Origin of the sequence: Microbulbifer variabilis, assembly GCF_023716485.1 — a bacterium.
GTDB classification, from domain to species: Bacteria; Pseudomonadota; Gammaproteobacteria; order Pseudomonadales; family Cellvibrionaceae; genus Microbulbifer; species Microbulbifer variabilis_B.
In genome coordinates this window covers 4,187,683-4,213,754 of sequence record NZ_CP092418.1, presented here as the reverse complement: position 1 = coordinate 4,213,754, position 26,072 = coordinate 4,187,683, and the positions used below count along the sequence as shown (strand labels likewise).

7 protein-coding genes are annotated in these 26,072 nt (G+C 49.0%); 6 read left to right on the top strand and 1 reads right to left on the bottom strand.

Annotation, left to right across the window (positions count from 1 at the left end):
• Positions 1-23 precede the first annotated feature (23 nt).
• A complete protein-coding gene (locus tag MJO52_RS18505) occupies positions 24-4,691 on the top strand; it encodes a fibronectin type III domain-containing protein (RefSeq protein ID WP_252083433.1) in 4,668 nt (1,555 codons plus the stop codon).
• Between the two features lie 151 nt (positions 4,692-4,842).
• Positions 4,843-9,522: a fibronectin type III domain-containing protein gene (locus MJO52_RS18500; RefSeq protein WP_252083432.1), complete on the top strand. Its 4,680-nt coding sequence runs from the start codon at positions 4,843-4,845 to the stop codon at positions 9,520-9,522.
• Between the two features lie 365 nt (positions 9,523-9,887).
• On the opposite strand, the gene MJO52_RS18495 is transcribed toward MJO52_RS18500, so the two are convergent.
• Positions 9,888-10,049 carry a hypothetical protein gene (locus MJO52_RS18495; protein WP_252083431.1) on the bottom strand — a complete coding sequence of 54 codons (162 nt, stop codon included), beginning with the start codon at positions 10,047-10,049 and terminating at the stop codon, positions 9,888-9,890.
• A gap of 247 nt (positions 10,050-10,296) precedes the next feature.
• Here MJO52_RS18495 and MJO52_RS18490 point away from each other — a divergent pair, with 247 nt between their 5' ends.
• The 4 genes from MJO52_RS18490 (at position 10,297) to MJO52_RS18475 (ending at position 26,006) form a co-directional block, all read left to right on the top strand.
• Entirely contained in the window at positions 10,297-14,565 is a 4,269-nt protein-coding gene (locus MJO52_RS18490) for a fibronectin type III domain-containing protein (RefSeq protein WP_252083430.1), read from the top strand.
• Positions 14,566-14,752: 187 nt separating this feature from the next.
• The gene (locus MJO52_RS18485; RefSeq protein ID WP_252083429.1) at positions 14,753-20,848 is read left to right on the top strand and encodes a toxin TcdB middle/N-terminal domain-containing protein; all 6,096 of its coding nucleotides are present in this window, start codon (positions 14,753-14,755) and stop codon (positions 20,846-20,848) included.
• Between the two features lie 8 nt (positions 20,849-20,856).
• Complete coding sequence (locus MJO52_RS18480; protein WP_252083428.1) at positions 20,857-21,195, top strand: hypothetical protein; 339 nt, start codon at positions 20,857-20,859, stop codon at positions 21,193-21,195.
• Between the two features lie 158 nt (positions 21,196-21,353).
• Entirely contained in the window at positions 21,354-26,006 is a 4,653-nt protein-coding gene (locus tag MJO52_RS18475) for a fibronectin type III domain-containing protein (RefSeq protein WP_252083427.1), read from the top strand.
• Positions 26,007-26,072: the final 66 nt, after the last annotated feature.

Below are 26,072 nucleotides of genomic sequence, written 5' to 3'. Positions count from 1 at the left end.
TTAGCATGATAAAGATATTCAAATTGACAGGCCCACTATTTGCCGTTGGGTTTGTGTCTTTTAGTTTCTTGCCACAACATGCCCAGGCCGGGTGTAGGATTGATGGTGAGCATTCTATAGGTGGATCTAGGGGGCAGGTTGTTTACGACTGTTTTGTTCAATTGCCATCTAGCTTCACACTCAGCTATTCAAATCGTAAGGCGACATTAGCCTGGAAAGAGTATACGCTCACCAGCGGAGAAACCAGACATGAAGATTACTCTCTTATTCAAACATTTAATGGCAAAGAGACAGTTTTAGATCACTATCCGCCTTCAACTGGTTCTCGTGTTGTTAATTTAACAGCCAATGGTACTTATTCTTTTTGTTATAAAGCGGAAGGGGAGGCGGGCTTGGTTGGGCCTGGGTTTATTGGGCGCCCAATGACCAGAGAAACCTGCCGTGAGGTAACTGTTACCTCTACGCCTTCTACTATAAATTATCCAACTTTTGATAGTGATGGCTCATATTCCATTAGTTGGTCATCAAGTTCTGCAGCTAACCGCTATGAGCTATATCGCAGTATAAATGGGGGTTCTTGGAGTAGAATTTATAATTCATCTGGCACCAAGTTTAATGAAACTGGTAAATCCAATGGAAGCTACCGATATCGCGTAAGAGCCTGTACATCCAATATGTGCAGTGATTATAAAACCGGTGGGACCCTCAAAGTAGAGAAAACCCCATCAACCCCATCCTCTATCACTGTTCCCAGTTATACCTCCTCTAGCAGCGTTAATATCAGCTGGGCTGCCAGCAGCGGGGCTACTCGCTACGAGGTACAACAACGCAAGGATAACGGCAGTTGGTCCGGCAATATTTATTCTGGTTCATCTACCAGTACAACGGTTTCCTCCCTGAGCCATGGTAGTACTTACCGCTTTAGAGTGCGGGCCTGTAATACCACTTGTTCTGGCTATCGAGAAAGTAAAGATTTAGAAGTCTATTTCCGTCCTGGCGTACCAACACCTAAATTAAATACCACCACCAGCCTCGATGGTAAATATACTGTCAGCTGGAATACCAAGCAGTTTGCCACCAGTTATCAGTTGGTCGATGGCAGTGGCTCCACTCTGTACAATGGTTCTGGTTTAAGTAAGAGTTTCTCTGGTGTTAGCAATGGCTCTTATAGTTATAAGGTTCGCGCTTGTAATGCCAAGGGCACTTGCTCCAACTACTCCTCGTTAGTAACAGTTAAAGTCGATCGAGCCGTTGGTGTGCCCGTAGCCTCAGCTTCGCCAACCAACAGCTGGGATGGCAAGGTCAAGCTTAGCTGGAGCGAAGTTAAAAAAGGTGGTCTCACCGTTGAATATCAAGTGGTAGACAGTGCAAATAAGCAGCTTTATCGCGGCACTGCACGCAGCTACCAGCTGAGCAACTTGCAAGACGGGCGCCACTGCTACCGGGTACGTGCACTGACCTCAACAGATCAGTCCAACTATTCACCGGAAGCCTGCGCCACCGTAGCGTTGCTGAAGCCACCCGTAGCGCCTAGCTATATCACCGTGCCTTCCTCTACTGGCGAAGCTTATACCGTAAGTTGGCCATCGGTGGATAAAGCAGATAGCTACCTGCTACAGCAGCGTATGAATAATGGCAGCTGGAAAACCGTGTATAACGGTGCTGGCAATAGCTATAAATACAATGCCTCTCCATTAGTATTCGGTACGCACGATTATCGTGTACAGGCCGCGAACAAAGCGGGCTCTTCCGACTTTAGTAATACCTTCACGGTAACGATGGAGCTGGATCCCACGGTACAGATCCGCAAACAGCTGTACTACAACGAAGCCGATCAGGTACCTGCGGCCCAGGAAAATCCTGCCCAGGGTATTTTCTCCCGGGATAGAGCGGCCTTCCGCTACCTGGACCTGATGTATATCGTCGATACCAACACCAATACGGTGATCAACCCCTATGCCAGTGGTGAAGCCACGGTTGAGTTTTCCAGCCTATATGACACTGCTGAGCGTAACCGCGCTACAGAGGTAGAAGCGTTTATTTTCGAGCAGCTCACTCATCACCCCAACAATGAAAACCTGCAACGTTTCACGCTGGATGTTTACTACGATCGCGCGGTAGCGGAAATGATCCTGGCTAATGAAGCCCTGGATAATGCCCGTATTAGCCGCCTGCGTAACGAAGCGGTAGAGGTCGAAGTTGGTCATATAGAAACTGCACACCAGTTGTTGAAGGATGCCCTGGAGCAGTACAACTCCCTGCTGACCTATGCGCCGGAGTTTTTAGCACAATGGGGTCCCTCCCGTGGTCAAATTAGCCCCCGCTACTACGACCCCAACGACCTGGCACAAAAAGATGTAACCCCAGCAGAATTACTGTTCACCGGTTACAAAGATGTCACCATGCTCTATCAGCTGATGAGCAAATTGGCTTCTACTAAAGTGCAGCAAGCGCGTCTGGCCGTCGTTGCCGGACAGACCAATACCACCCTGCTGGCACAAATGGTTGACGAGATGAATACGCTGCGCAGTGAGTTGATTGCTAAAGAGCAATCATTGCGTGCGATCTTCCCGAATACCGACTTTACCCAGGTGCAAGGTTTCTCTGGTCTGCCCGAAGCGGTGTATGCATGGCAAACCCATCTCAGCGATTTGGAAAACTCCGTGAGCTGGCTCACGGGCGAAACCAATATTCTGGGCCTGCCACAGGACTCAGTGTTGCTGGTACAGGGTTACGGTATTGATGGCAACACCGTGTTTGATTCCTTCAATGCACTGAGTGACTTCCTCGGTAATGACAGCAGTGGCCCTATTGCCACCGCACAGAATAGTCTCGCCGCCGCAAAAACCAGCTACGAGAACTACCGCCACAGTGCCGACAAGCTGGCCACGGAATATACCGACCGCCACCAGCAGTTGGGCAACTGGCTGTACAGCCTGTTGGGCCTGGAGTTCCCAAGTAACTGCTTCAGCAAAGACTGCATTATTGTTGAAGAGTCTGCACAGCAAGGTAGTGAAATTGCCTTGCAGGCAAACAATATTGATATCGCGCAAATCGCACTGAGCAACAATCTACAGCGTATGGAAGACCTGCTGAGTGCGATTGAAATCGAAATCGAGCGACGTGCGGAGGAAGAAGGTATCGTCGACGGCATGTCGAAGATCATCCTGGATTACGGCTCCAAGCAGGAATCCATTTCTAAGCAAATCACCAAGATTCGTAAAGAAGCGGAGAAATCCAGAAAACGCGATGGCTTCCTGAAAGTAGTGGGTGGTGCAATTAAAGCCTACTACACCGGAGATACAAGCACGCTAGAGCAAGGTATCGATCAGGTGGTTTCTAGTCATATCAATCTCAAGAGTATTAAAGATATTGGCAAGCTAGAAGCAATGAGTATTCGCTTGGGTGCAGAAGAGCGAGCGAAGCTGAATGACAGCAGCAATAAACTGTTGGATGTCGAAAGCCGAGCGCGCGTGCGCACCATGTGGCTGGAGGCAAATACCATCGCGCTGGATATTGCCCAAGCGGAAGCCACGGTTGAGCAAGAAGTTGAACGTTTAGTCGGCATGCTGAATCAGGCACAGCGGGTTATGAACCAGATGTTCACTACTAATGCCAATCTGGCCGAACGTTATTTTGCTGACCCGATCCATGCCAGCCGCCTGACTACGGAAATGTTGCGTGCAGAGCGTCACTTTGAGGAAGCGCAGAAGTGGTTGTTCTACGCGGCCAGTGCCCTGGAATACAAGTGGCAAGAATCATTTGTGGGTTCAGTGACTGGCTCCAGAAAGGAAGATATTTTCCAAGTGCGCAATGCCCAGGAACTGAGGGATTTCTATAGTGAAATGTTGTCCTTCGATCAGTTGCGCAATCTCAGTGGCACTCAGCAGGCGACGGATACTTTCTCTTTGAAAGATGATGTGTTTGGCTATGTAGATGATATCAACGGTATTGCACAGACCTACCAACATCCAGACCCTGCCCAACAAGGTGGTCCTCGTTTAAGTCCGCAGCAAGCACTGCAGGAAAAGCTGCGCCTGTTGTCGCGTAAATACGGCAGTGATACCTGGGTAACCGTGGAATTTAGTACTGTGAAAGAATTACCGCGCAGTAACTTCTTCCTGGGGCCAGTTATTGCAGACAATAACGATCTGAGTTGTTTAGCTGCAGGTGGATCTTACCTGGATAAAATTGAGACTATTGGGCTCAATATCCCCCTTGCCTATAGCGTTAGTGGTGAAACCGAAACTCCAGCCTACCTAACTTATGGCGGTACCAGCTTTTTACGTAGTAAAACACCAGGAACTCTGGTGGAGAGTGAGGATGGCGTCGGTATTCAGGATGAGTTTATTACCCATAGCACTCGATTCTGGGATACTGTTGATGGAGCCAACTTGGCTTTCCGTAATAGTTATCGGGTTCCTATGGCCGCTAATTTAGATGTACTTAATAGTGGTGCAGGTTCTAGTTCTACGGTGACTAATGTATTTAAAGAACGTAGTGTCGCCGCCACTGGCTGGCGCTTGTCGCTCAAGCTGGCAGATCGCTATGGCTCACTGGTAGACCTCAATGCGGTTAAAGATGTTGAATTGATCTTTAATCACCGCTTCAAATCAAGAAATATAGATAGCTGTGGTGGCGATGATGGCCCTGGTCCATTGTTGCTACTACGTAAGCCTGTAGTTCATTAATCTCATAAATAGGTGCATCTCACATTGTGTGAGGTGCATCGTTAATCATCTTAACCTTCTTGTGCTTAAGTTTTTGTGCATATTTCGTTGTGCTTGTTAGGTTATTTTATGAATAGAGTATTTAATATTTAGCATGATAAAGATATTCAAATTGACAGGCCCACTATTTGCCGTTGGGTTTGTGTCTTTTAGTTTCTTGCCACAACATGCTCAGGCCGGGTGTAGGATTGATGGTGAGCATTCTATAGGTGGATCTAGGGGGCAGGTTGTTTACGACTGTTTTGTTCAATTGCCATCTAGCTTCACACTCAGCTATTCAAATCGTAAGGCGACATTAGCCTGGAAAGAGTATACGCTCACCAGCGGAGAAACCAGACATGAAGATTACTCTCTTATTCAAACATTTAATGGCAAAGAGACAGTTTTAGATCACTATCCGCCTTCAACTGGTTCTCGTGTTGTTAATTTAACAGCCAATGGTACTTATTCTTTTTGTTATAAAGCGGAAGGGGAGGCGGGCTTGGTTGGGCCTGGGTTTATTGGGCGCCCAATGACCAGAGAAACCTGCCGTGAGGTAACTGTTACCTCTACGCCTTCTACTATAAATTATCCGACTTTTGATAGTGATGGCTCATATTCCATTAGTTGGTCATCAAGTTCTGCAGCTAACCGCTATGAGCTATATCGCAGTATAAATGGGGGTTCTTGGAGTAGAATTTATAATTCATCTGGCACCAAGTTTAATGAAACTGGTAAATCCAATGGAAGCTACCGATATCGCGTAAGAGCCTGTACATCCAATATGTGCAGTGATTATAAAACCGGTGGGACCCTCAAAGTAGAGAAAACCCCATCAACCCCATCCTCTATCACTGTTCCCAGTTATACCTCCTCTAGCAGCGTTAATATCAGCTGGGCTGCCAGCAGCGGGGCTACTCGCTACGAGGTACAACAACGCAAGGATAACGGCAGTTGGTCCGGCAATATTTATTCTGGTTCATCTACCAGTACAACGGTTTCCTCCCTGAGCCATGGTAGTACTTACCGCTTTAGAGTGCGGGCCTGTAATACCACTTGTTCTGGCTATCGAGAAAGTAAAGATTTAGAAGTCTATTTCCGTCCTGGCGTACCAACACCTAAATTAAATACCACCACCAGCCTCGATGGTAAATATACTGTCAGCTGGAATACCAAGCAGTTTGCCACCAGTTATCAGTTGGTCGATGGCAGTGGCTCCACTCTGTACAATGGTTCTGGTTTAAGTAAGAGTTTCTCTGGTGTTAGCAATGGCTCTTATAGCTATAAGGTTCGCGCTTGTAATGCCAAGGGCACTTGCTCCAACTACTCCTCGTTAGTAACGGTTAAAGTCGATCGCGCTGTTGGTGTGCCCGTAGCCTCAGCTTCGCCAACCAACAGCTGGGATGGCAAGGTCAAGCTTAGCTGGAGCGAAGTTAAAAAAGGCGGTCTTACCGTTGAATATCAAGTGGTAGACAGTGCAAATAAGCAGCTTTATCGCGGCACTGCACGCAGCTACCAGCTGAGTAACTTGCAAGACGGGCGCCACTGCTACCGGGTGCGTGCACTGACCTCAACAGATCAGTCCAACTATTCACCGGAAGCCTGCGCCACCGTAGCGTTGCTGAAGCCACCCGTAGCACCTAGTTATATCACCGTACCTTCCTCTACTGGCGAAGCGTATACCGTAAGCTGGCCATCAGTTGCCGAAACTGATAGTTATCTGCTGCAGCAACGTATGAATAATGGCAGCTGGAAAACCGTGTATAACGGTGCTGGCAACAGCTATAAATACAATGCCTCTCCATTAGTATTCGGTACGCACGATTATCGTGTACAGGCCGCGAACAAAGCGGGCTCTTCCGACTTTAGTAATACCTTCACGGTAACGATGGAGCTGGATCCCACGGTACAGATTCGCAAGCAGCTGTACTACAACGAAGCCGATCAGGTACCTGCGGCCCAGGAAAATCCTGCCCAGGGTATTTTCTCCCGGGATAGAGCGGCCTTCCGCTACCTGGATCTGATGTATATCGTTGATACCAACACCAATACGGTGATTAACCCTTATGCCAGTGGTGAAGCCACGGTTGAATTTTCCAGCCTATATGACACTGCCGAACGTAACCGTGCCACAGATGTGGAAGCGTTTATTTTTGAGCAGCTCACTCATCATCCCAACAATGAAAACCTGCAACGTTTCACGCTGGATGTTTACTACGATCGCGCGGTAGCGGAAATGATCCTGGCTAATGAAGCCCTGGATAATGCCCGTATTAGCCGCCTGCGTAACGAAGCGGTAGAGGTCGAAGTTGGCCATATAGAAACTGCACACCAGTTGTTGAAGGATGCCCTGGAGCAGTACAACTCCCTGCTGACCTATGCACCGGAGTTTTTAGCACAATGGGGTCCCTCCCGTGGTCAAATTAGCCCCCGCTACTACGACCCCAACGACCTGGCACAAAAAGATGTAACCCCAGCAGAATTACTGTTCACCGGTTACAAAGATGTCACCATGCTCTATCAGCTGATGAGCAAATTGGCTTCTACTAAAGTGCAGCAAGCGCGCCTGGCCGTCGTTGCCGGACAGACCAATACCACCCTGCTGGCACAAATGGTTGACGAGATGAATACGCTGCGCAGTGAGTTGATTGCTAAAGAGCAATCATTGCGTGCGATCTTCCCGAATACCGACTTTACCCAGGTGCAAGGTTTCTCTGGTCTGCCCGAAGCGGTGTATGCATGGCAAACCCATCTCAGCGATTTGGAAAACTCCGTGAGCTGGCTCACGGGCGAAACCAATATTCTGGGCCTGCCACAGGACTCAGTGTTGCTGGTACAGGGTTACGGTATTGATGGCAACACCGTGTTTGATTCCTTCAATGCACTGAGTGACTTCCTCGGTAATGACAGCAGTGGCCCTATTGCCACCGCACAGAATAGTCTCGCCGCCGCAAAAACCAGCTACGAGAACTACCGCCACAGTGCCGACAAGCTGGCCACGGAATATACCGACCGCCACCAGCAGTTGGGCAACTGGCTGTACAGCCTGTTGGGCTTGGAGTTCCCAAGTAACTGCTTTGCCGAGGACTGTGTGATTGTCACGGAGGATGCGCAGAACGGTAGTGAAATTTCTCTGCAGGCGAACAATATCGATATTGCGGAAATTGCACTGAGCAACAACCTGCAGCGTATGGAAGACCTGCTGAGTGCGATTGAAATCGAAATCGAACGACGCGCGGAGGAAGAGGGTATCGTCGACGGCATGTCGAAGATCATCCTGGATTACGGCTCCAAGCAGGTTTCAATTAAGCAGCAGATTGCTAAAATTCGCAAAAAGGCGGAACAGTCTAGAAAGCGGGGTAGCCTGTTTAAAGGGATTGTGAAGTCGGTAGCAGCTATCGTGAGTCAAAATTGGGCTCAACTAGCGCAAACGGTAAAAGAAACCGCAGAAACCGTTGCTGAGCACAACCGCAATATAAAAACGATTAAAGATATTGGTAAATTGGAGGCAGAGAGCGCCCGCCTAGCGGCGGAAGAACGCGCGACCTTAAACGACAGCTCAAATAGACTACTGGGTGTGGAGAGTAAGGCTCGCGTGCGCACTATGTGGCTGGAAGCAAATACCATTGCGCTGGATATTGCCCAAGCGGAAGCTACAGTTGAGCAGGAAGTGGAACGTTTGACCGGCATGCTGAATCAGGCACAACGGGTTATGAACCAGATGTTCACTACTAATGCCAATCTGGCTGAGCGTTATTTTGCCGATCCGATCCATGCCAGCCGCCTGACGACTGAAGTACTGCGTGCGGAGCGTTACTTTGAAGAAGCACAGAAGTGGTTGTTCTACGCGGCCAGTGCACTGGAATACAAGTGGCAGGAATCTTTTGTGGGATCAGTCACTGGCTTCAGAAAGGAAAGTATTTTCCGTTTGCGCAATGCGCAAGAACTGAGGGATTTTTATAGTGAAATGTTGTCTTTTGATCAGTTACGTAATCTCAGTGGCACTCAACAGGCGACGGACACCTTCTCTCTAAAGGACGATGTGTTTGGCTATGTGGATAATATCAATGGTATTGCACAGACCTACGTTCATCCGGATCCTGCCCAACAAGGTGGCCCGCGCTTAAGCCCGCAGCAAGCCTTGCAGGAAAAGCTGCGCCTGTTATCGCGTAAATATGGCAGTGATACCTGGGTAACTGTGGAATTTAGTACTGTGAAAGAATTACCGCGCAGTAACTTCTTCCTGGGGCCGGTTATTGCAGGTAATAACGATCTGAGTTGTTTAGCTGCAGGTGGGTCTTATCTGGATAAAATTGAGACTATTGGGCTCAATATTCCCTTGCTGCACAGTGTTAGTGCTGAAACAGAAACTCCGGCCTACCTAACCTATGGTGGCACTAGCTTCCTGCGCAGTAAAACGCCGGGAACCTTGATGGAGAGTGCGGATAGTGTAGGTATCCAGAATGAATTTATTACCCATACCCCGCGTTTCTGGGATACCGTTGATGGAGCAAATCTATCATTCCGCAACAGTTTTCGAGTGCCAATGGCTGCAAATCTCGATGTGTTTAATAGCGGTGCAGCTTCCGTTTCTACAGTGACCAGTGCTTTTAAAGAGCGCAGTGTTGCCGCCAGTGGTTGGCGCTTATCTTTCAAGTTGGCAGATCGTTATGGCTCATTAGTAGATCTCAATGCCGTTAAAGATGTTGAGTTGATCTTCAATCATCGCTTCAAGTCGAGAAATATAGATACTTGTGGTGACGATGGTGATACTGGTCCTCTACTGCTACTGCACAAGCCGGTAGTCCACTAATTCTTTTTTTAATGTCTAATAACTAGAGCGCTTTTTTGGCAACCCAGTATCAATAGTGTTACTGAGTTGCCATTCTTTTGAAAAATTAACTTTTCTTAGTGTGATCTGAGAAATAAGGGTAAGAGTCAATTTATAATTCACAGCCATAGTGTAATTAACCTCCAAGCTATTTTTAGGAGTAAGGTTTGAAAATAACCATGTGTATTGTTCTATTCATTATTTATATTGAAAATGTTTTCATAAGTTGCTGCCTTTCCGCTTTAGTTGTTGGCATTGAAAGTTTCCTTAAAGTGAGGCAGTTATCTAGTAATTGCATAATTTTGTGATGATAAATTTAAATTATCGATGTAAAGGGAGTTTTATGTTCATATGACAAAATCATCAAAATTTTCTCGCTCGTTGTTTGCTTTGGGATTTTTTTCTCTTGCAGGTTTTTCAGGAGAGGTTCTGGCTTCATGTGAGAAGCTATTTGAGCCGGGTACAAACCTTTTAGAAGCTTGTGTTCTTGAGTTACCAAAAAGCTTCACGCTCAGCTACTCAAATCGAAAGGCTACACTTAATTGGAAAGAGTATGATCTCGGTCCTTCCACGTTGTATAGACGGCAGGAAGTCTATTCTATTATTCAGGTTCTCAACGGAAAAGAGACTATAATCGATAAATCTCCTCCATTATCCGGTTCGAGAGTAGTCAGCTTAACTGCCGATGGCAATTATTCTCTTTGCTTTAAAGCAGAGGGTGTAACGGGTACGGTTAGCACTAACCGACCAGCACGTGTGGGTACAAAAGAGGTGTGCCGTGATGTATCTGTTACCTCTGCGCCTTCTACTATAAATTATCCGACTTTTGATAGTGATGGCTCATATTCCATTAGTTGGTCATCAAGTTCTGCAGCCAGTCGTTATGAGCTTGAGCGCAGTATAAATGGGGGTTCTTGGAGTAGAATTTATAATTCATCTGGCACCCAGTTTAATGAAACTGGTAAATCCAATGGAAGCTACCGATATCGCGTAAGAGCCTGTACATCCAATATGTGCAGTGATTATAAAACCGGTGGGACCCTCAAAGTAGAGAAAACGCCATCAACCCCATCTTCTATCACTGTTCCCAGTTATACCTCCTCTAGCAGCGTTAACATCAGCTGGGCTGCCAGCAGCACAGCTACACGGTATGAACTGCAACAGAGCAGGGATAACGGCAGTTGGTCAGGCGTTTACTCAGGCCCTGCAACCAGTAAAACTGATTCCTTCTTGGTTCATGGCAGTACCTATCGATACAGAGTACGCGCCTGTAATACCACGTGCTCTAGCTATGTCGAAAGTGGCAACTTGCAAGTTTATATTCGCCCAGGCGAACCGTCGCCAAAATTAAATCCGGGCACCAGCCTCGATGGTAAATATGAGCTTAGTTGGGACGCTGAGCAGTTTGCCACCAGCTACCAGGTTGTAGATGGCAATGGCTCCTCTGTTTACAATGGTTCTGACCTGAGCAAGAGTTTTACTGACATTAGCAATGGTACCTACAGCTACAAGGTGCGCGCTTGTAATGTTAAAGGCACCTGCTCCGTTTACTCTTCACCGGTCAGCGTTATAGTGGATCGTATTGTTGGTATACCTGTGCTGTCTGCAGCACCCACTAGTAGCTGGGATGGCAAAGTAAAATTAAGCTGGACAGAAATTAATAAAGGCGGTCTTACCGTTGAATATCAAGTGGTAGACAGTGCAAATAAGCAGCTTTATCGCGGCACTGCACGTAGCTACCAGCTGAGTAACTTGCAAGACGGGCGCCACTGCTACCGGGTACGTGCACTGACCTCAACAGATCAGTCCAACTATTCACCGGAAGCTTGCGCCACCGTAGCGTTGCTGAAGCCACCTGTAGCGCCTAGTTATATCACCGTACCTTCCTCTACTGGCGAAGCGTATACCGTAAGCTGGCCATCAGTTGCCGAAACTGATAGTTATCTGCTGCAGCAACGTATTAATAATGGCAGCTGGAAAACCGTGTATAACGGTGCTGGCAACAGCTATAAATACAATGCATCTCCATTGGTATTCGGTACGCACGATTATCGTGTACAGGCCGCGAACAAAGCGGGCTCTTCCGACTTTAGTAATACCTTCACGGTAACGATGGAGCTGGATCCCACGGTACAGATTCGCAAGCAGCTGTACTACAATGAAGCCGATCAGGTACCTGCGGCCCAGGAAAATCCTGCCCAGGGTATTTTCTCCCGGGATAGAGCCGCCTTCCGCTACCTGGACCTGATGTATATCGTTGATACCAACACCAATACGGTGATCAACCCCTATGCCAGTGGTGAAGCCACGGTTGAGTTTTCCAGCCTATATGACACTGCCGAGCGTAACCGTGCCACAGATGTGGAAGCGTTTATTTTTGAGCAGCTCACTCATCATCCCAACAATGAAAACCTGCAACGTTTCACGCTGGATGTTTACTACGATCGCGCGGTAGCGGAAATGATCCTGGCTAATGAAGCCCTGGATAATGCCCGTATTAGCCGCCTGCGTAACGAAGCGGTAGAGGTCGAAGTTGGCCATATAGAAACTGCACACCAGTTGTTGAAGGATGCCCTGGAGCAGTACAACTCCCTGCTGATCTATGCACCGGAGTTTTTAGCACAATGGGGTCCCTCCCGTGGTCAAATTAGCCCCCGCTACTACGACCCCAACGACCTGGCACAAAAAGATGTAACCCCAGCAGAATTACTGTTCACCGGTTACAAAGATGTCACCATGCTCTATCAGCTGATGAGCAAATTGGCTTCTACTAAAGTGCAGCAAGCGCGTCTGGCCGTCGTTGCCGGACAGACCAATACCACCCTGCTGGCACAAATGGTTGACGAGATGAATACGCTGCGCAGTGAGTTGATTGCTAAAGAGCAATCATTGCGTACGATCTTCCCGAATACCGACTTCACCCAGGTGCAAGGTTTCTCTGGTCTGCCCGAAGCGGTGTATGCATGGCAAACCCATCTCAGTGATTTGGAAAACTCCGTGAGCTGGCTCACGGGCGAAACCAACATTCTGGGCCTGCCGCAGGACTCAGTGTTGCTGGTACAGGGTTACGGTATTGATGGCAACACAGTGTTTGATTCCTTCAATGCACTGAGTGACTTCCTCGGTAATGACAGCAGTGGCCCTATTGCCACCGCACAGAATAGTCTCGCCGCCGCAAGAACCAGCTACGAGAACTACCGCCACAGTGCCGACAAGCTGGCCACGGAATATACCGACCGCCACCAGCAGTTGGGCAACTGGCTGTACAGCCTGTTGGGCCTGGATTTTCCGAGTAACTGCTTTAGCAAAGACTGCATTATTGTTGAAGAGTCTGCACAGCAGGGTAGTGAAATTGCCTTGCAGGCAAACAATATTGAGCTTGCGCAAATTGCACTGAGCAATAACTTGCAGCGCATGGATGACCTGCTGAGTGCGATTGAAATCGAAATCGAGCGACGTGCGGAGGAGGAAGGTATCGTCGACGGCATGTCGAAGATCATCCTGGATTACGGCTCCAAGCAGGAATCCATTTCTAAGCAAATCACCAAGATTCGTAAAGAAGCGGAGAAATCCAGAAAACGCGATGGTTTCCTGAAAGTAATAGGCGGTGCAATCAAAGCATTCTACCTAAAGGATTCAGGCCTGTTGGAGCAAGGTATTGATCAGGTGGTTTCTAGTCATATCAATCTCAGAAGTATTAAAGAAATTGGTAAGCTGGAAGCAATGAGCATTCGCTTGGGCGCTGAAGAGCGAGCTGAACTGAATGACAGCAGCAATAAATTGTTGGATGTCGAAAGCCGAGCGCGCGTGCGTACCATGTGGCTGGAAGCAAATACCATCGCGCTGGATATTGCCCAAGCGGAAGCTACGGTTGAGCAGGAAGTAGAACGTTTAGTCGGCATGCTGAATCAGGCACAGCGGGTTATGAACCAGATGTTCACTACTAATGCCAATCTGGCCGAACGTTATTTTGCTGACCCGATCCATGCCAGCCGCCTGACTACGGAAATGTTGCGTGCGGAGCGTCACTTTGAAGAAGCGCAGAAGTGGTTGTTCTATGCAGCTAGTGCGCTGGAATACAAGTGGCAGGAGTTATTTGTGGGTTCAGTGACTGGTTCTAGAAAGGAAGATATCTTCCGATTACGCAATGCCCAGGAACTGAGGGATTTCTACAGTGAAATGCTGGCTTTTGATCAGTTAGGTAGCCTTAACGGGACTCAGCAGGCGACGGATACCTTCTCACTGAAAGATGATGTGTTTGGTTATGTAGATGATATCAACGGTATTGCACAGACCTACGTCCATCCGGATCCTGCTCAACAAGGTGGTCCTCGTTTAAGCCCGCAGCAAGCTTTGCAGGAAAAGCTGCGCCTGTTGTCGCGTAAATATGGCAGTGATACCTGGGTAACCGTGGAATTTAGTACTGTGAAAGAATTACCGCGCAGTAACTTCTTCCTGGGGCCGGTTATTGCGGGTAATGGAGATCTCGCCTGCTTGGCAGCCGGCGGTAATTACCTGGATAAAATCGAAACTGTAGGACTTAATATTCCTCTGCTACACAGCGTCAGTGGTGAAACAGAAACTCCGGCCTACCTAACTTATGGTGGTACCAGCTTCTTGCGCAGTAAAACTCCTGGAACCCTGGTGGAAAATGGGGACAGTGTTGGTATTCAGGACGAATTTATCACCCATACACCTCGATTCTGGGATACTACTGATAGAACTAATCTGGCCTTCCGCAGTAGCTACCGTGTCTCTATGACTGCGAACTTGGATGCGTTTAATAGTGGCACAGGTTCCAGCTCTTCAATGACTAGCGTCTTTAAAGAGCGTAGTGTCGCCGCTACTGGCTGGCGCTTGTCAATTAAATTGGCAGATCGCTTTGGTTCGCTGGTGGATCTTGACGCGGTTAAAGATGTTGAGCTGATCTTTAACCATCGTTTCAAATCGAGAAATATAGATACCTGTGATGACGATGGCGATACTGGCCCATTGTTACTACTGCGCGAGCCGGTAGTCCATTAACTCTCTTTTTTAATGCCTAATAATTAGAGTATTAATTCGGCAACCGAGCAGTAATCATACTGCTGGGTTGCCGTCTTTATTGAAGATTATTTTTTACAGCATGACTCACGCTGGAGTCTATCGATAAATACTACGAGTCTTTAAAGTGTTTTTTGAGGAAACACTGATTTTAAAAACAAGGATGCTTATGCTGCGCAATTTATTGCTTTCTTGCTGCATGGTTGTGTCATCTACGGCTGCTGTTGCCGCCAATGAACACACCGCTTTGCAAGCACCCGTTCTCAATCTGCCGACAGGTCCGGGCAGTATCTCCGGGCTCGGTGAGGCTTTTACCCCTAATTTAAATACCGGCACCAGTTCACGTCTAGTGAACTTGGCTGTGCCCCCTGGGCGCAATGGACTGGCTCCGGATGTATCACTGGAATACAACAGCGGGTTTGGTAACGGGCTATTAGGACTGGGGCATAAACTGGTTATTCCCTATATCCAGCGTCAAACCGACAAGGGCCTGCCTAATTATTCAGAGTGGGGTCAGGCTGATCGGCAGGATAACGACCGCGATGGTCGCACCGATGAGTTTGATGAGTTTGATACGTTTATCAATCACCTGGGCGAAGAATTAGTTCTGGTGGAAGACGGTGTTTATCGCACCAAAAATGCCAGCGATTTTGCTCGCTACGAGCGTCTGTCGAAGGGTTGGCTGGTGACTCAATCCAACGGCCTGCGTTGGTATTTGGGGCAAGACTCTAATAGCCGAGTCAGTGGCAACAACGGCACATCGGTATTCTCCTGGTATCTAGAGGCGGTAGAAGATACCCATGGCAATCGTATCGACTATCAATATCGCAAGTTGGATGATGGCGTTCAGATTTATCTGGACAGGATTCAATATAATACGAATGGCGATATGGCGGTGCAGTTTCACTATGAAGACCGCCCTGACGTCCTAACAAATTATAAAGCGGGTTTTGAGATTAAAACCGCTTATCGCTTGCAGCGCGTGGAAACACAATTTGCCGGGCGCCACTTACGTAAATACGAATTTTCCTATCAGCCGCTAACGGAATGGCAAAGCCTCTCCTTGTTACAGGAAGTCCATTCCAGTGCAGGCGAGGGCGAATCTACGGTAACCCTGCCACCAGTACGCTATGGCTACACCCACTATCAGCAGGATCAGGTGTTTATGTCACCGATGCCGGCTGCGAGTCAGGTACCACTGAATAACCCCGACGTCGCCTTCTTGGATATTAACCGGGATGGTTTGCCAGATGTTGTTAACACGGCACCGAATAAAGACGTTTACTGGCTTAATTTAGGTCCTGATAAAGATGGCCTGCCGCAATGGCAGAGTTATCGTGAAATGAATACTTTCACTACCAGCCGTATTTCCAGTGACTCGGTCACCTGGGCTGATATTGATGGCGCTGGTGATGTGAATCTATTGCAGTATAGCTCTGGTAGTACCCATTACTTTCATCTTGATGATAACTATAGTTGGCAGTATAGCGGTGCTATAGATGGACTCTATATTCCTCTCGATAGTCCCCATGTGGATATGCTGGACATCAACAATGACAAACGTATCGATGTCTTTGCGACGATAACCAATAGCAGCGGTAAGGTTTTATCCCATGTGGTGCAGCTGAACCACCCCGATGGCTGGTCACAGCCTATTCAATTGCCGATGCCCACAGGCACCGCAGCTATGCGTTTGGGTGATCCCAATGTCTTTCTTCGGGATATGAACGGAGATGGTCTGCCTGATCTGGTTTGGGTTAGCAATGGCTACGCGGCTTACTACGCTAACCGTGGCCTGCAGGGTTTTGCTCCCGCAGTAGTGTTTGCCAATAGTCCCGATACGTTACACAACCTCAAGAATGTTCGTGTTACTGATATCAATGCCGACGGCCGCGCTGACCTGGTGTATCTGAATGGAACCCATGTATCCATCTGGCTTAACCAGGGCCTGAACAGCAACCAACATCAATTAGCCCAATTTAGCCAGCCACAACTGATCCAGGCCCAAGGCAATGTTGCTCCCGAAGAGGTGCGCCTGGTCGATATCAATGGTAACGGCTCTACGGATATTGTTTGGTACAGCCCCGGTCGCGGTGCTAATACTTTTTATTTCGCAGAGCTATTCCCCAATGAGCAACCGAATCAGCTAAAAACGATCGACAATGGCCTGGGTGCATTGACGACCCTGGAGTACGGCTCTGTTGTCGAGGAGATGGTGAGAGACCGCGAGGGTAACAGCCCCTGGTCGCAAGGTATCCCTGTGGCAATGCAGGTACTTAAGCGCGTTATTGTGGATGATGGCCGCGGTGGTGAACAGCAAACCACCGAGATGGATTACTGGGACGGCTTTTACGATGCTGCCGATAAAGAATTCCAGGGCTTTGCACACAGTGAAGAGCGCCGCGTGGGCGATGCCAGTACCCCGACACTGGCAACCCGCTACGAATTCCACCTGGGCCAAAAAGCCGATGGCACCGAACAGGAAGCCCTACAGGGCAAGATCAAACAAATAGAAACCCGCGATGCCTTCGGCGGAATTTTCTGGCGCGAGGAAAATCAGTGGGAGTTGCGCCAACTGCTGTCCGGTTATGCCGAGGAAAGCCGCAAAGTCGAGTTTGCGGCTATGACCGAACGCCAGCAGCATATGCTGGAGCGAGGCAGCGGTACCCCAGTGACCCTTGCCTGGGAGTATGACTACGATAATTACGGCAATACCACTTATATCAAAGAGCTGGGCCGTACCGATGGCAACTGGCAGGACGAGCGTATTACCCAATTGCGCTTCAGTGCGGAATCCGCCTCTGCACAGGGCCACTGGTTCCTGCACCTACCGCTAGAGCGCAAGGTTACCGACCTATCGGGCCGCGCTGTGGCCAAAGAGCAGTGGTTCTACGATGATGAAAGTTTCTCCGCTGGTAATTTAGGCGCGGTCTCCAAGGGCAACCTGACCCTGCGTCGACTCTGGCACGATGCTGAGAGTGCAGATGCCTATGTTGCCGCAGAGCGCCACCGCTACGATGCCTTCGGCAACCGCATTCAAAGTTATGACCCCTTGTGGGACGCCAACACAGGCCACCAAACCAAAGTCACTTACGACTCGCAATATCATACCTTCCCAACAGAAGTGGGTTTGCATACCGGCAGCCGCTGGCTCACCGCTCGTGCGGGTTACGACAAAGGTCTGGGTGTACTTACCGACTACACCGACTTTAACGGACAGCAGACCCAATATGGTTACGACAGCCACGGGCGCCTCACTGCCATGGCCAAGCCAGGGGACAGCCTGCAACTCCCCACGGTTGAGTACGATTACCAACTGGCGCAGATGGTGGATGGTCACCGTATCAGCTGGGTAGAGACTCGCCAGCGCGAGCGGAGTGGTGCTAGCGGTACCATCGACAGCCGCCGTTTTTACGACGGTCTGGGCCGCACCCTGATGGTGCGCAGTGAAGCCGAGCAACCGGGACAGGTTGTGGTCAGCGATCACAGTAACTTTAATGCGCGCGGCCAAGTAGTGCAGACCGCACTGCCTTACTTTGCCCAGGGGCTCGCCTATCGCGCTAATGATAAAGGCCAGCACCACCGACAATATCTTTACGACGCCCAAGGGCGTACCCAGGAGGTTTATCAGCCCTATACCGCGCAAAGTGGGGAAAGTGTCTTCAATCGCATCACCTATTTGCCCATGGCACAGGTGCTGGAAGATGAAGAGCAAACTCGTGCGAACAGTGTTCACCATGGCGCCGCCAAAAAACTGGTGTTTGATGGCCTGCAAACGGCGCAGGGTGAATACCGCCTGAGGCAAGTGGATGAAATTGTTGGAGCCAATACCCAGGGCGGCATCGGTGGTGCCACCTGGTCCACCTATTACGACTACGACCTCAATGGTAATTTTACCCGCCTGCAGGATGCACAAAATAATGTGCGCACCATGCACTACGACGACCTGGGGCGCATGCGCTTCTTGGACGACCCCAACCGCGGACAGCGCTGGCAGTACTTTGACGATGCCGGCAACCTGCTGGCCACCCGCGATGCCCTGGGGCAGGAGCGGCACTATCGCTACGACGGCGCCAACCGTCTCTTTGCCGAGTATCAATTATCGCCGCGAGGAGAAGCTCCCAGCGGCGCAAATTGGCAACCGGGCTTGCAGCTGGGCTCCACCTCACCGGTAGTCAGCTACCAGTACGATCAGCGCGGCGAAGAGGGCGGTGCCTTCCTACTTGGGCGCCTGGCCAAAGTGACCGACCAAGCCGGCTTCGAGCAATGGGTTTATGACGCACGCGGCCGAGTGGTACAGCGCCAGCGCAAGATCATCGGCCCGCAAATTAATAGCCCCCTCTACACCACGCGCTTCGCCTATGACAGCGCCGGGCGTATGACACAGCAGTTCTACCCCGACAATAGCCGGGTGAACTTCGAATACAACACCCGCGGTTTACTCGAGCGCATCCCGGGAGTGGTGGAACGCCTGGACTATACCGCCAATGGGGTTTTGCAGCACCAAGGGCTGGCCAATGGTGTTGAAACTGATTGGGGCTTTGACGAGCGCCAGCGACTGGCTGGCTTGCGCACCCAGCGCAGCGGGGACGCCCTGCCACTGCAACAGTGGGATTACCGTTTTGATGCCGTCTCCAATGTACTCGGTATCGACGACAAACGCCCCAGCGACGCTCTCGCCGCAATGGCTGCCGAACTCGGCGCAACCAGTGCCCAGGCAGCCTCCCTGGCAAAAAATATTGTCTACAGCTACGACGATGTCTATCGCCTGACCGGCGTTGCCGACGATATCGAGCAGGTTTATTACAGCTACGACAAAATCGGCAACCTGCTGCAAGTGGGTCGCGCGAGTGTCGACCTGGCAGATATGGCCACCGCTGGAAATACCCAGATCACAGATCTGCGTTACGGCGGCAGCCATGACAATGGCAACACTGGCGCCTCCAACCGCAGCAGCCGTGGCAGCCTGCCCGGACCCCAAGCGTTGAGCTGGGCTGAAGGCCTGATTGAATACGATGACAACGGTAATCGTACGCAAGCCGGCGACCAGACCTACCACTGGGACCACGACCAGCGCCTGACTTATGCCGGTAATAAGCAAGCTGCTGACCAGTACGGTTATGACTTTAAACACCAGCGCCGCTTTAAAATCACCGAACGTACAGGCGGAGCTCGCAGCGTCACTCTGTATATCGACGGAGATAGTGAAGTACGTGATGGCAAATTACTGAAGTACATCAGTGTTGGCCAGAAACGTATTGCCCGCAGTGACCAGAGTGGAGAAGTGTTCACGCCGACTGAGTATTACCTGCACACGCACGTAGGTTCTACCGACCTGACTCTGGATAAGGCTGGCAAGATCATTAATGCCTTTACCTATAAGTCTTACGGCGAGCTGGAAAATGTCTTCGGTGATAGTACCGCAGCACCTTACCGCTATGCGGGCAAAGAGCTGGATGAGTCCACGGGTTTAGGTTACTTCGAACGACGTTACCTGCAGTCTGACTTTGGTACCTTTATCAGCCCGGATCCGGTGCTAAATCACTCGGGACGTTTTACGGATCCACAGCGTTGGACGCCTTATCGCTATGCGCGGAATAATCCAATTAATTATGTGGATCCCAATGGTGAAACGGCTATTAGGCAGTATAACCAAAGCAATAACTCCTCAGCACAAGTAAGTAGTGGTATGTCGGTTAGTTATTCCAGTGGTAATGGAGTTGCCCGTGATGGTTCAAGCGGGGGAGGAAGCAAAGGTACACATGGGGCTTTGAAAAATAATTCTCAAAATTTAGGAAATGGGTTGCATAAAAATTTGAAAGTAGGGCAAGAGGCTAGTGAAAAGGGGCTACATGAGAATTTGGAAATGGGACCAAAAGAAGTAGAAAAAAAACAGATCACTCGTCCTAAACAGTGTGGAGCAGGCGTCGTCACGTGTAAAGCAAATGGAACAGGTGGCGCAACAACTCCGCCTGATCATCCTAGATGGCCAGGGACAGGTTATACAAAAGACGGCAGAAAAATTGCTTTATATACTTGCTCTAATAGTGGAGGACAGTGTTCATTTCATGCTCCAAGCGGTGGTAAGAATGTATACGGTGCCGTCTTAGAAACAACTGTTACAAGAAGTGGTGATCTTTCTACTCATGCTACAGGATTGAAATCTTTCACAGTGGATCCTTCGCCTGGATTTTTGGAGGAATATTTTGGTGTGAAGCCATCTGACTTTGTGGAAGAGTTGCGGGCTAACCAAAAAGTTCAGTAGGGGGTTTTATGTGGTTTTTCTTAGAAAAAATTAGTTTAGCTTCGCACCTATTAACGGTGTTGATAATTCTACTTGGGGGGGGGTATTGGGTTCGGAAGTCATTAAACCGTTTCTCAGTGACAGGCTTGCTAGGTGCTTTTTTACTGTCTATTTCAGTTGGCTTAAGGTTTTATTTACCTGAGATTGAGTCTATTGATTTGGGGTACAAGAAGCCATTGTCGGGTAGTCCAATTGTGTGGGTGATATATATGTATGGATATAATATTGGTTTGTTTGTTTTTTGCTTATCTGTTTTTTGTGGTGTGATAAGTAAAGGTTGTAAAAAGGATTTTATTGGTGGGCTTTGATTAAATATTTGGGCTTAGCTGTAGGCGCTGATTAAAAATAATTGGCGCTTATGGCTTTGGAGGTTTTTGACCTTTTCGTAGTTATTGTTTAGTTGTTATACGTTGTCAAAGCTTATTGGCTTTGTGTCTATGTAAATCATAGTAATTTGGTTTTTAAAATGTTGACTCTTGTTCGTAACTTTTTTGTGCTGCAGGTTTTAAGTGCCAGTGCTATTGCTTATGGGTCTGCCCTGAGCGGGCCGAGCACAGATACTGATGGGAAATATTCCTTGTCATATAAGTCTGTAGCGCCACTTGGGATAATGGGTGTATATCTAAAAGAGTATAAAAATGGAACTTTTACTCGGAATATTTCATTAGACTATGGGTTTTCCAGTTCAAACTCTACTAAATCTGTAACCGTTTCTTCTGCCGGTAAATACTTTTATGAGTATTGGCATGAACACTGTACTCCAGATATTATCTCCCCTGATGATTGGGAAGATAAAGTTACATCTTGCCCTGCTTCCCGATTCAATAGGGTTAAGTTAGGCACTCATACCGTTAACGTTATATTTCAACCAGCAGCGCCCTCCAGTATCAATTACGGCACTTTCGATAGTGATGGGGCTTACAAGGTTAGCTGGTCTTCCAGTACTGGTGCAGGCCGGTATGAGCTCTACCGTAGGGTAAATAGTGGCTCCTGGAGCAGGGTTTATAACGGTTCTAAAACTAGCTTTGATGAAAGTGGCCGCTCTAGTGGTAACTACCAATATCGTGTACGAGCCTGTAACACCGCAAAGAATTTATGTGGTGCTTATAAGAACGGCGGAACCATAAAGGTAGAGCTGACTCCATCAACCCCAACCTCTATCACTGTTCCCAGTTATACCTCCTCTAGTAGCGTTAGCATCAGCTGGGCTGCCAGCAGCGGGGCTACTCGCTACGAGGTACAACAGCGCAAGGATAACGGCAATTGGTCCGGCAATATTTATTCTGGTTCATCCACCAGTACAACGGTTTCTTCCCTGAGCCATGGTAGTACTTACCGCTTTAGAGTGCGGGCCTGTAATAGCACTTGCTCTGGCTATCGAGAAAGTAAAGATTTAGAAGTCTATTTCCGTCCTGGCGTACCAACACCTAAATTAAATACCACCACCAGCCTCGATGGTAAATATACTGTCAGCTGGAATACCAAGCAGTTTGCCACCAGTTATCAGTTGGTCGATGGCAGTGGCTCCACTCTGTACAATGGTTCTGGTTTAAGTAAGAGTTTCTCTGGTGTTAGCAATGGCTCTTATAGCTATAAGGTTCGCGCTTGTAATGCCAAGGGCACTTGCTCCAACTACTCCTCGTTAGTAACGGTTAAAGTCGATCGCGCTGTTGGTGTGCCCGTAGCCTCAGCTTCGCCAACCAACAGCTGGGATGGCAAGGTCAAGCTTAGCTGGAGCGAAGTTAAAAAAGGCGGTCTTACCGTTGAATATCAAGTGGTAGACAGTGCAAATAAGCAGCTTTATCGCGGCACTGCACGCAGCTACCAGCTGAGTAACTTGCAAGACGGGCGCCACTGCTACCGGGTACGTGCACTGACCTCAACCGATCAGTCCAACTATTCACCGGAAGCCTGTGCCACCGTAGATTTACTACAAGCGCCAGCAGCGCCGAGCTATATCACTGTGCCTTCCTCTACCGGTGAAGCTTATACTGTGAGCTGGCCATCAGTTGCCGAAACTGATAGTTATCTGCTGCAGCAACGTATGAATAATGGCAGCTGGAAAACCGTGTATAACGGTGCTGGCAATAGCTATAAATACAATGCCTCTCCATTAGTATTCGGTACGCACGATTATCGTGTACAGGCCGTGAACAAAGCGGGCTCTTCCGACTTTAGTAATACCTTCACGGTAACGATGGAGCTGGATCCCACGGTACAGATTCGCAAGCAGCTGTACTACAACGAAGCCGATCAGGTACCTGCGGCCCAGGAAAATCCTGCCCAGGGTATTTTCTCCCGGGATAGAGCGGCCTTCCGCTACCTGGATCTGATGTATATCGTTGATACCAACACCAATACGGTGATTAACCCTTACGCCAGTGGTGAAGCCACGGTTGAGTTTTCCAGCCTGTATGACACTGCCGAGCGTAATCGTGCCACAGATGTGGAAGCGTTTATTTTTGAGCAGCTCACTCATCATCCCAACAATGAAAACCTGCAACGTTTCACGCTGGATGTTTACTACGATCGCGCGGTAGCGGAAATGATCCTGGCTAATGAAGCCCTGGATAATGCCCGTATTAGCCGCCTGCGTAACGAAGCGGTAGAGGTCGAAGTTGGCCATATAGAAACTGCACACCAGTTGTTGAAGGATGCCCTGGAGCAGTACAACTCCCTGCTGATCTATGCACCGGAGTTTTTAGCACAATGGGGTCCCTCCCGTGGTCAAATTAGCCCCCGCTACTACGACCCCAACGACCTGGCACAAAAAGATGTAACCCCAGCAGAATTACTGTTCACCGGTTACAAAGATGTCACCATGCTCTATCAGCTGATGAGCAAATTGGCTTCTACTAAAGTGCAGCAAGCGCGTCTGGCCGTCGTTGCCGGACAGACCAATACCACCCTGCTGGCACAAATGGTTGACGAGATGAATACGCTGCGCAGTGAGTTGATTGCTAAAGAGCAATCATTGCGTACGATCTTCCCGAATACCGACTTCACCCAGGTGCAAGGTTTCTCTGGTCTGCCCGAAGCGGTGTATGCATGGCAAACCCATCTCAGTGATTTGGAAAACTCCGTGAGCTGGCTCACGGGCGAAACCAACATTCTGGGCCTGCCGCAGGACTCAGTGTTGCTGGTACAGGGTTACGGTATTGATGGCAACACAGTGTTTGATTCCTTCAATGCACTGAGTGACTTCCTCGGTAATGACAGCAGTGGCCCTATTGCCACCGCACAGAATAGTCTCGCCGCCGCAAGAACCAGCTACGAGAACTACCGCCACAGTGCCGACAAGCTGGCCACGGAATATACCGACCGCCACCAGCAGTTGGGCAACTGGCTGTACAGCCTGTTGGGTCTGGAGTTTCCGAGCAACTGCTTTGCCGAGGACTGTGTGATTGTCACGGAGGATGCGCAGAACGGTAGTGAAATTTCTCTGCAGGCGAACAATATCGATATTGCGGAAATTGCACTGAGCAACAACCTGCAGCGTATGGAAGACCTGCTGAGTGCGATTGAAATCGAAATCGAGCGACGTGCGGAGGAAGAGGGAATCGTCGACGGCATGTCGAAGATCATCCTGGATTACGGCTCCAAGCAGGTTTCAATTAAGCAGCAGATTGCCAAAATTCGCAAAAAGGCGGAACAGTCTAGAAAGCGGGGTAGCCTGTTTAAAGGGATTGTGAAGTCGGTAGCAGCTATCGTGAGTCAAAATTGGGCTCAACTAGCGCAAACGGTAAAAGAAACCGCAGAAACCGTTGCTGAGCACAACCGCAATATAAAAACGATTAAAGATATTGGTAAATTGGAGGCAGAGAGCGCCCGCCTAGCGGCGGAAGAGCGCGCGACCTTAAACGACAGCTCAAATAGACTACTGGGTGTGGAGAGTAAGGCTCGCGTGCGCACTATGTGGCTGGAAGCAAATACCATTGCGCTGGATATTGCCCAAGCGGAAGCTACGGTTGAGCAGGAAGTGGAACGTTTGACTGGCATGCTGAATCAGGCACAGCGGGTTATGAACCAGATGTTCACTACTAATGCCAATCTGGCTGAGCGTTATTTTGCCGATCCGATCCATGCCAGCCGCCTGACGACTGAAGTACTGCGTGCGGAGCGTTACTTTGAAGAAGCACAGAAGTGGTTGTTCTACACGGCCAGTGCCCTGGAATACAAGTGGCAGGAATCTTTTGTGGGTTCAGTCACTGGCTTCAGAAAGGAAAGTATTTTCCGTTTGCGTAATGGGCAGGAGCTTAGAGATTTCTATAGTGAGCTTTTGGCTTTCGATCAACTCCATAAGCTTGGAAGCATAGAGCAGGCGACGGACACCTTCTCTCTGAAGGATGATGTGTTTGGCTATGTAGATAATATCAACGGTATTGCACAGACCTACGTCCATCCGGATCCGGCTCAACAAGGCGGTCCGCGCTTAAGCCCGCAGCAAGCCTTGCAGGAAAAGCTGCGCCTGTTGTCGCGTAAATACGGCAGTGATACCTGGGTAACTGTGGAATTTAGTACGGTGAAAGAATTACCGCGCAGTAACTTCTTCCTGGGGCCAGTTATTGCCGACAACGGTGATTTGTCTTGCTTGGCAACTGGTGGTAATTACCTGGATAAAATTGAAACCGTTGGTCTTAATATCCCCCTTGCATATAGCGTTAGTGGTGAAACCGAAACGCCTGCATTTTTGACTTATGGGGGCACTAGTTTCCTGCGTAGTAAAACTCCGGGAACTCTGGTGGAAAATGCGGATGGAGTCGGTATTCAGGACGAGTTTATAACTCATAGCACTCGATTCTGGGATGCCGTTGAGGGAACTGGGCTGGCGTTCAGAAATAGCTACCGTGTTTCTATGTCTGCGAACTTGGATGTGCTTAATAGTGGCACTGGTTCAAATTCCACGATTACCAGTGCGTTTAAAGAACGCAGTGTCGCCGCTACTGGCTGGCGCTTGTCACTCAAGCTGGCAGATCGCTATGGCTCATTGGTAGATCTCAATGCGGTTAAGGATGTTGAGTTGATCTTTAACCATCGTTTCAAGCCGAGAAATGTTGATAGCTGTGGTGATGATGATATTGGTCCACTGTTACTACTGCGCGAGCCGGTAGTCCATTAACTCTCTTTTTTAATGCCTAATAATTAGAGTATTAATTCGGCAACCGAGCAGTAATCATACTGCTGG

Coding starts and splice junctions, on each gene's coding strand:
- MJO52_RS18485 (WP_252083429.1), top strand. CDS start 14,753: ATGCTGCGCAATTTATTGCTTTCTTGCTGCATGGTTGTGTCATCTACG.
- MJO52_RS18480 (WP_252083428.1), top strand. CDS start 20,857: ATGTGGTTTTTCTTAGAAAAAATTAGTTTAGCTTCGCACCTATTAACG.
- MJO52_RS18475 (WP_252083427.1), top strand. CDS start 21,354: ATGTTGACTCTTGTTCGTAACTTTTTTGTGCTGCAGGTTTTAAGTGCC.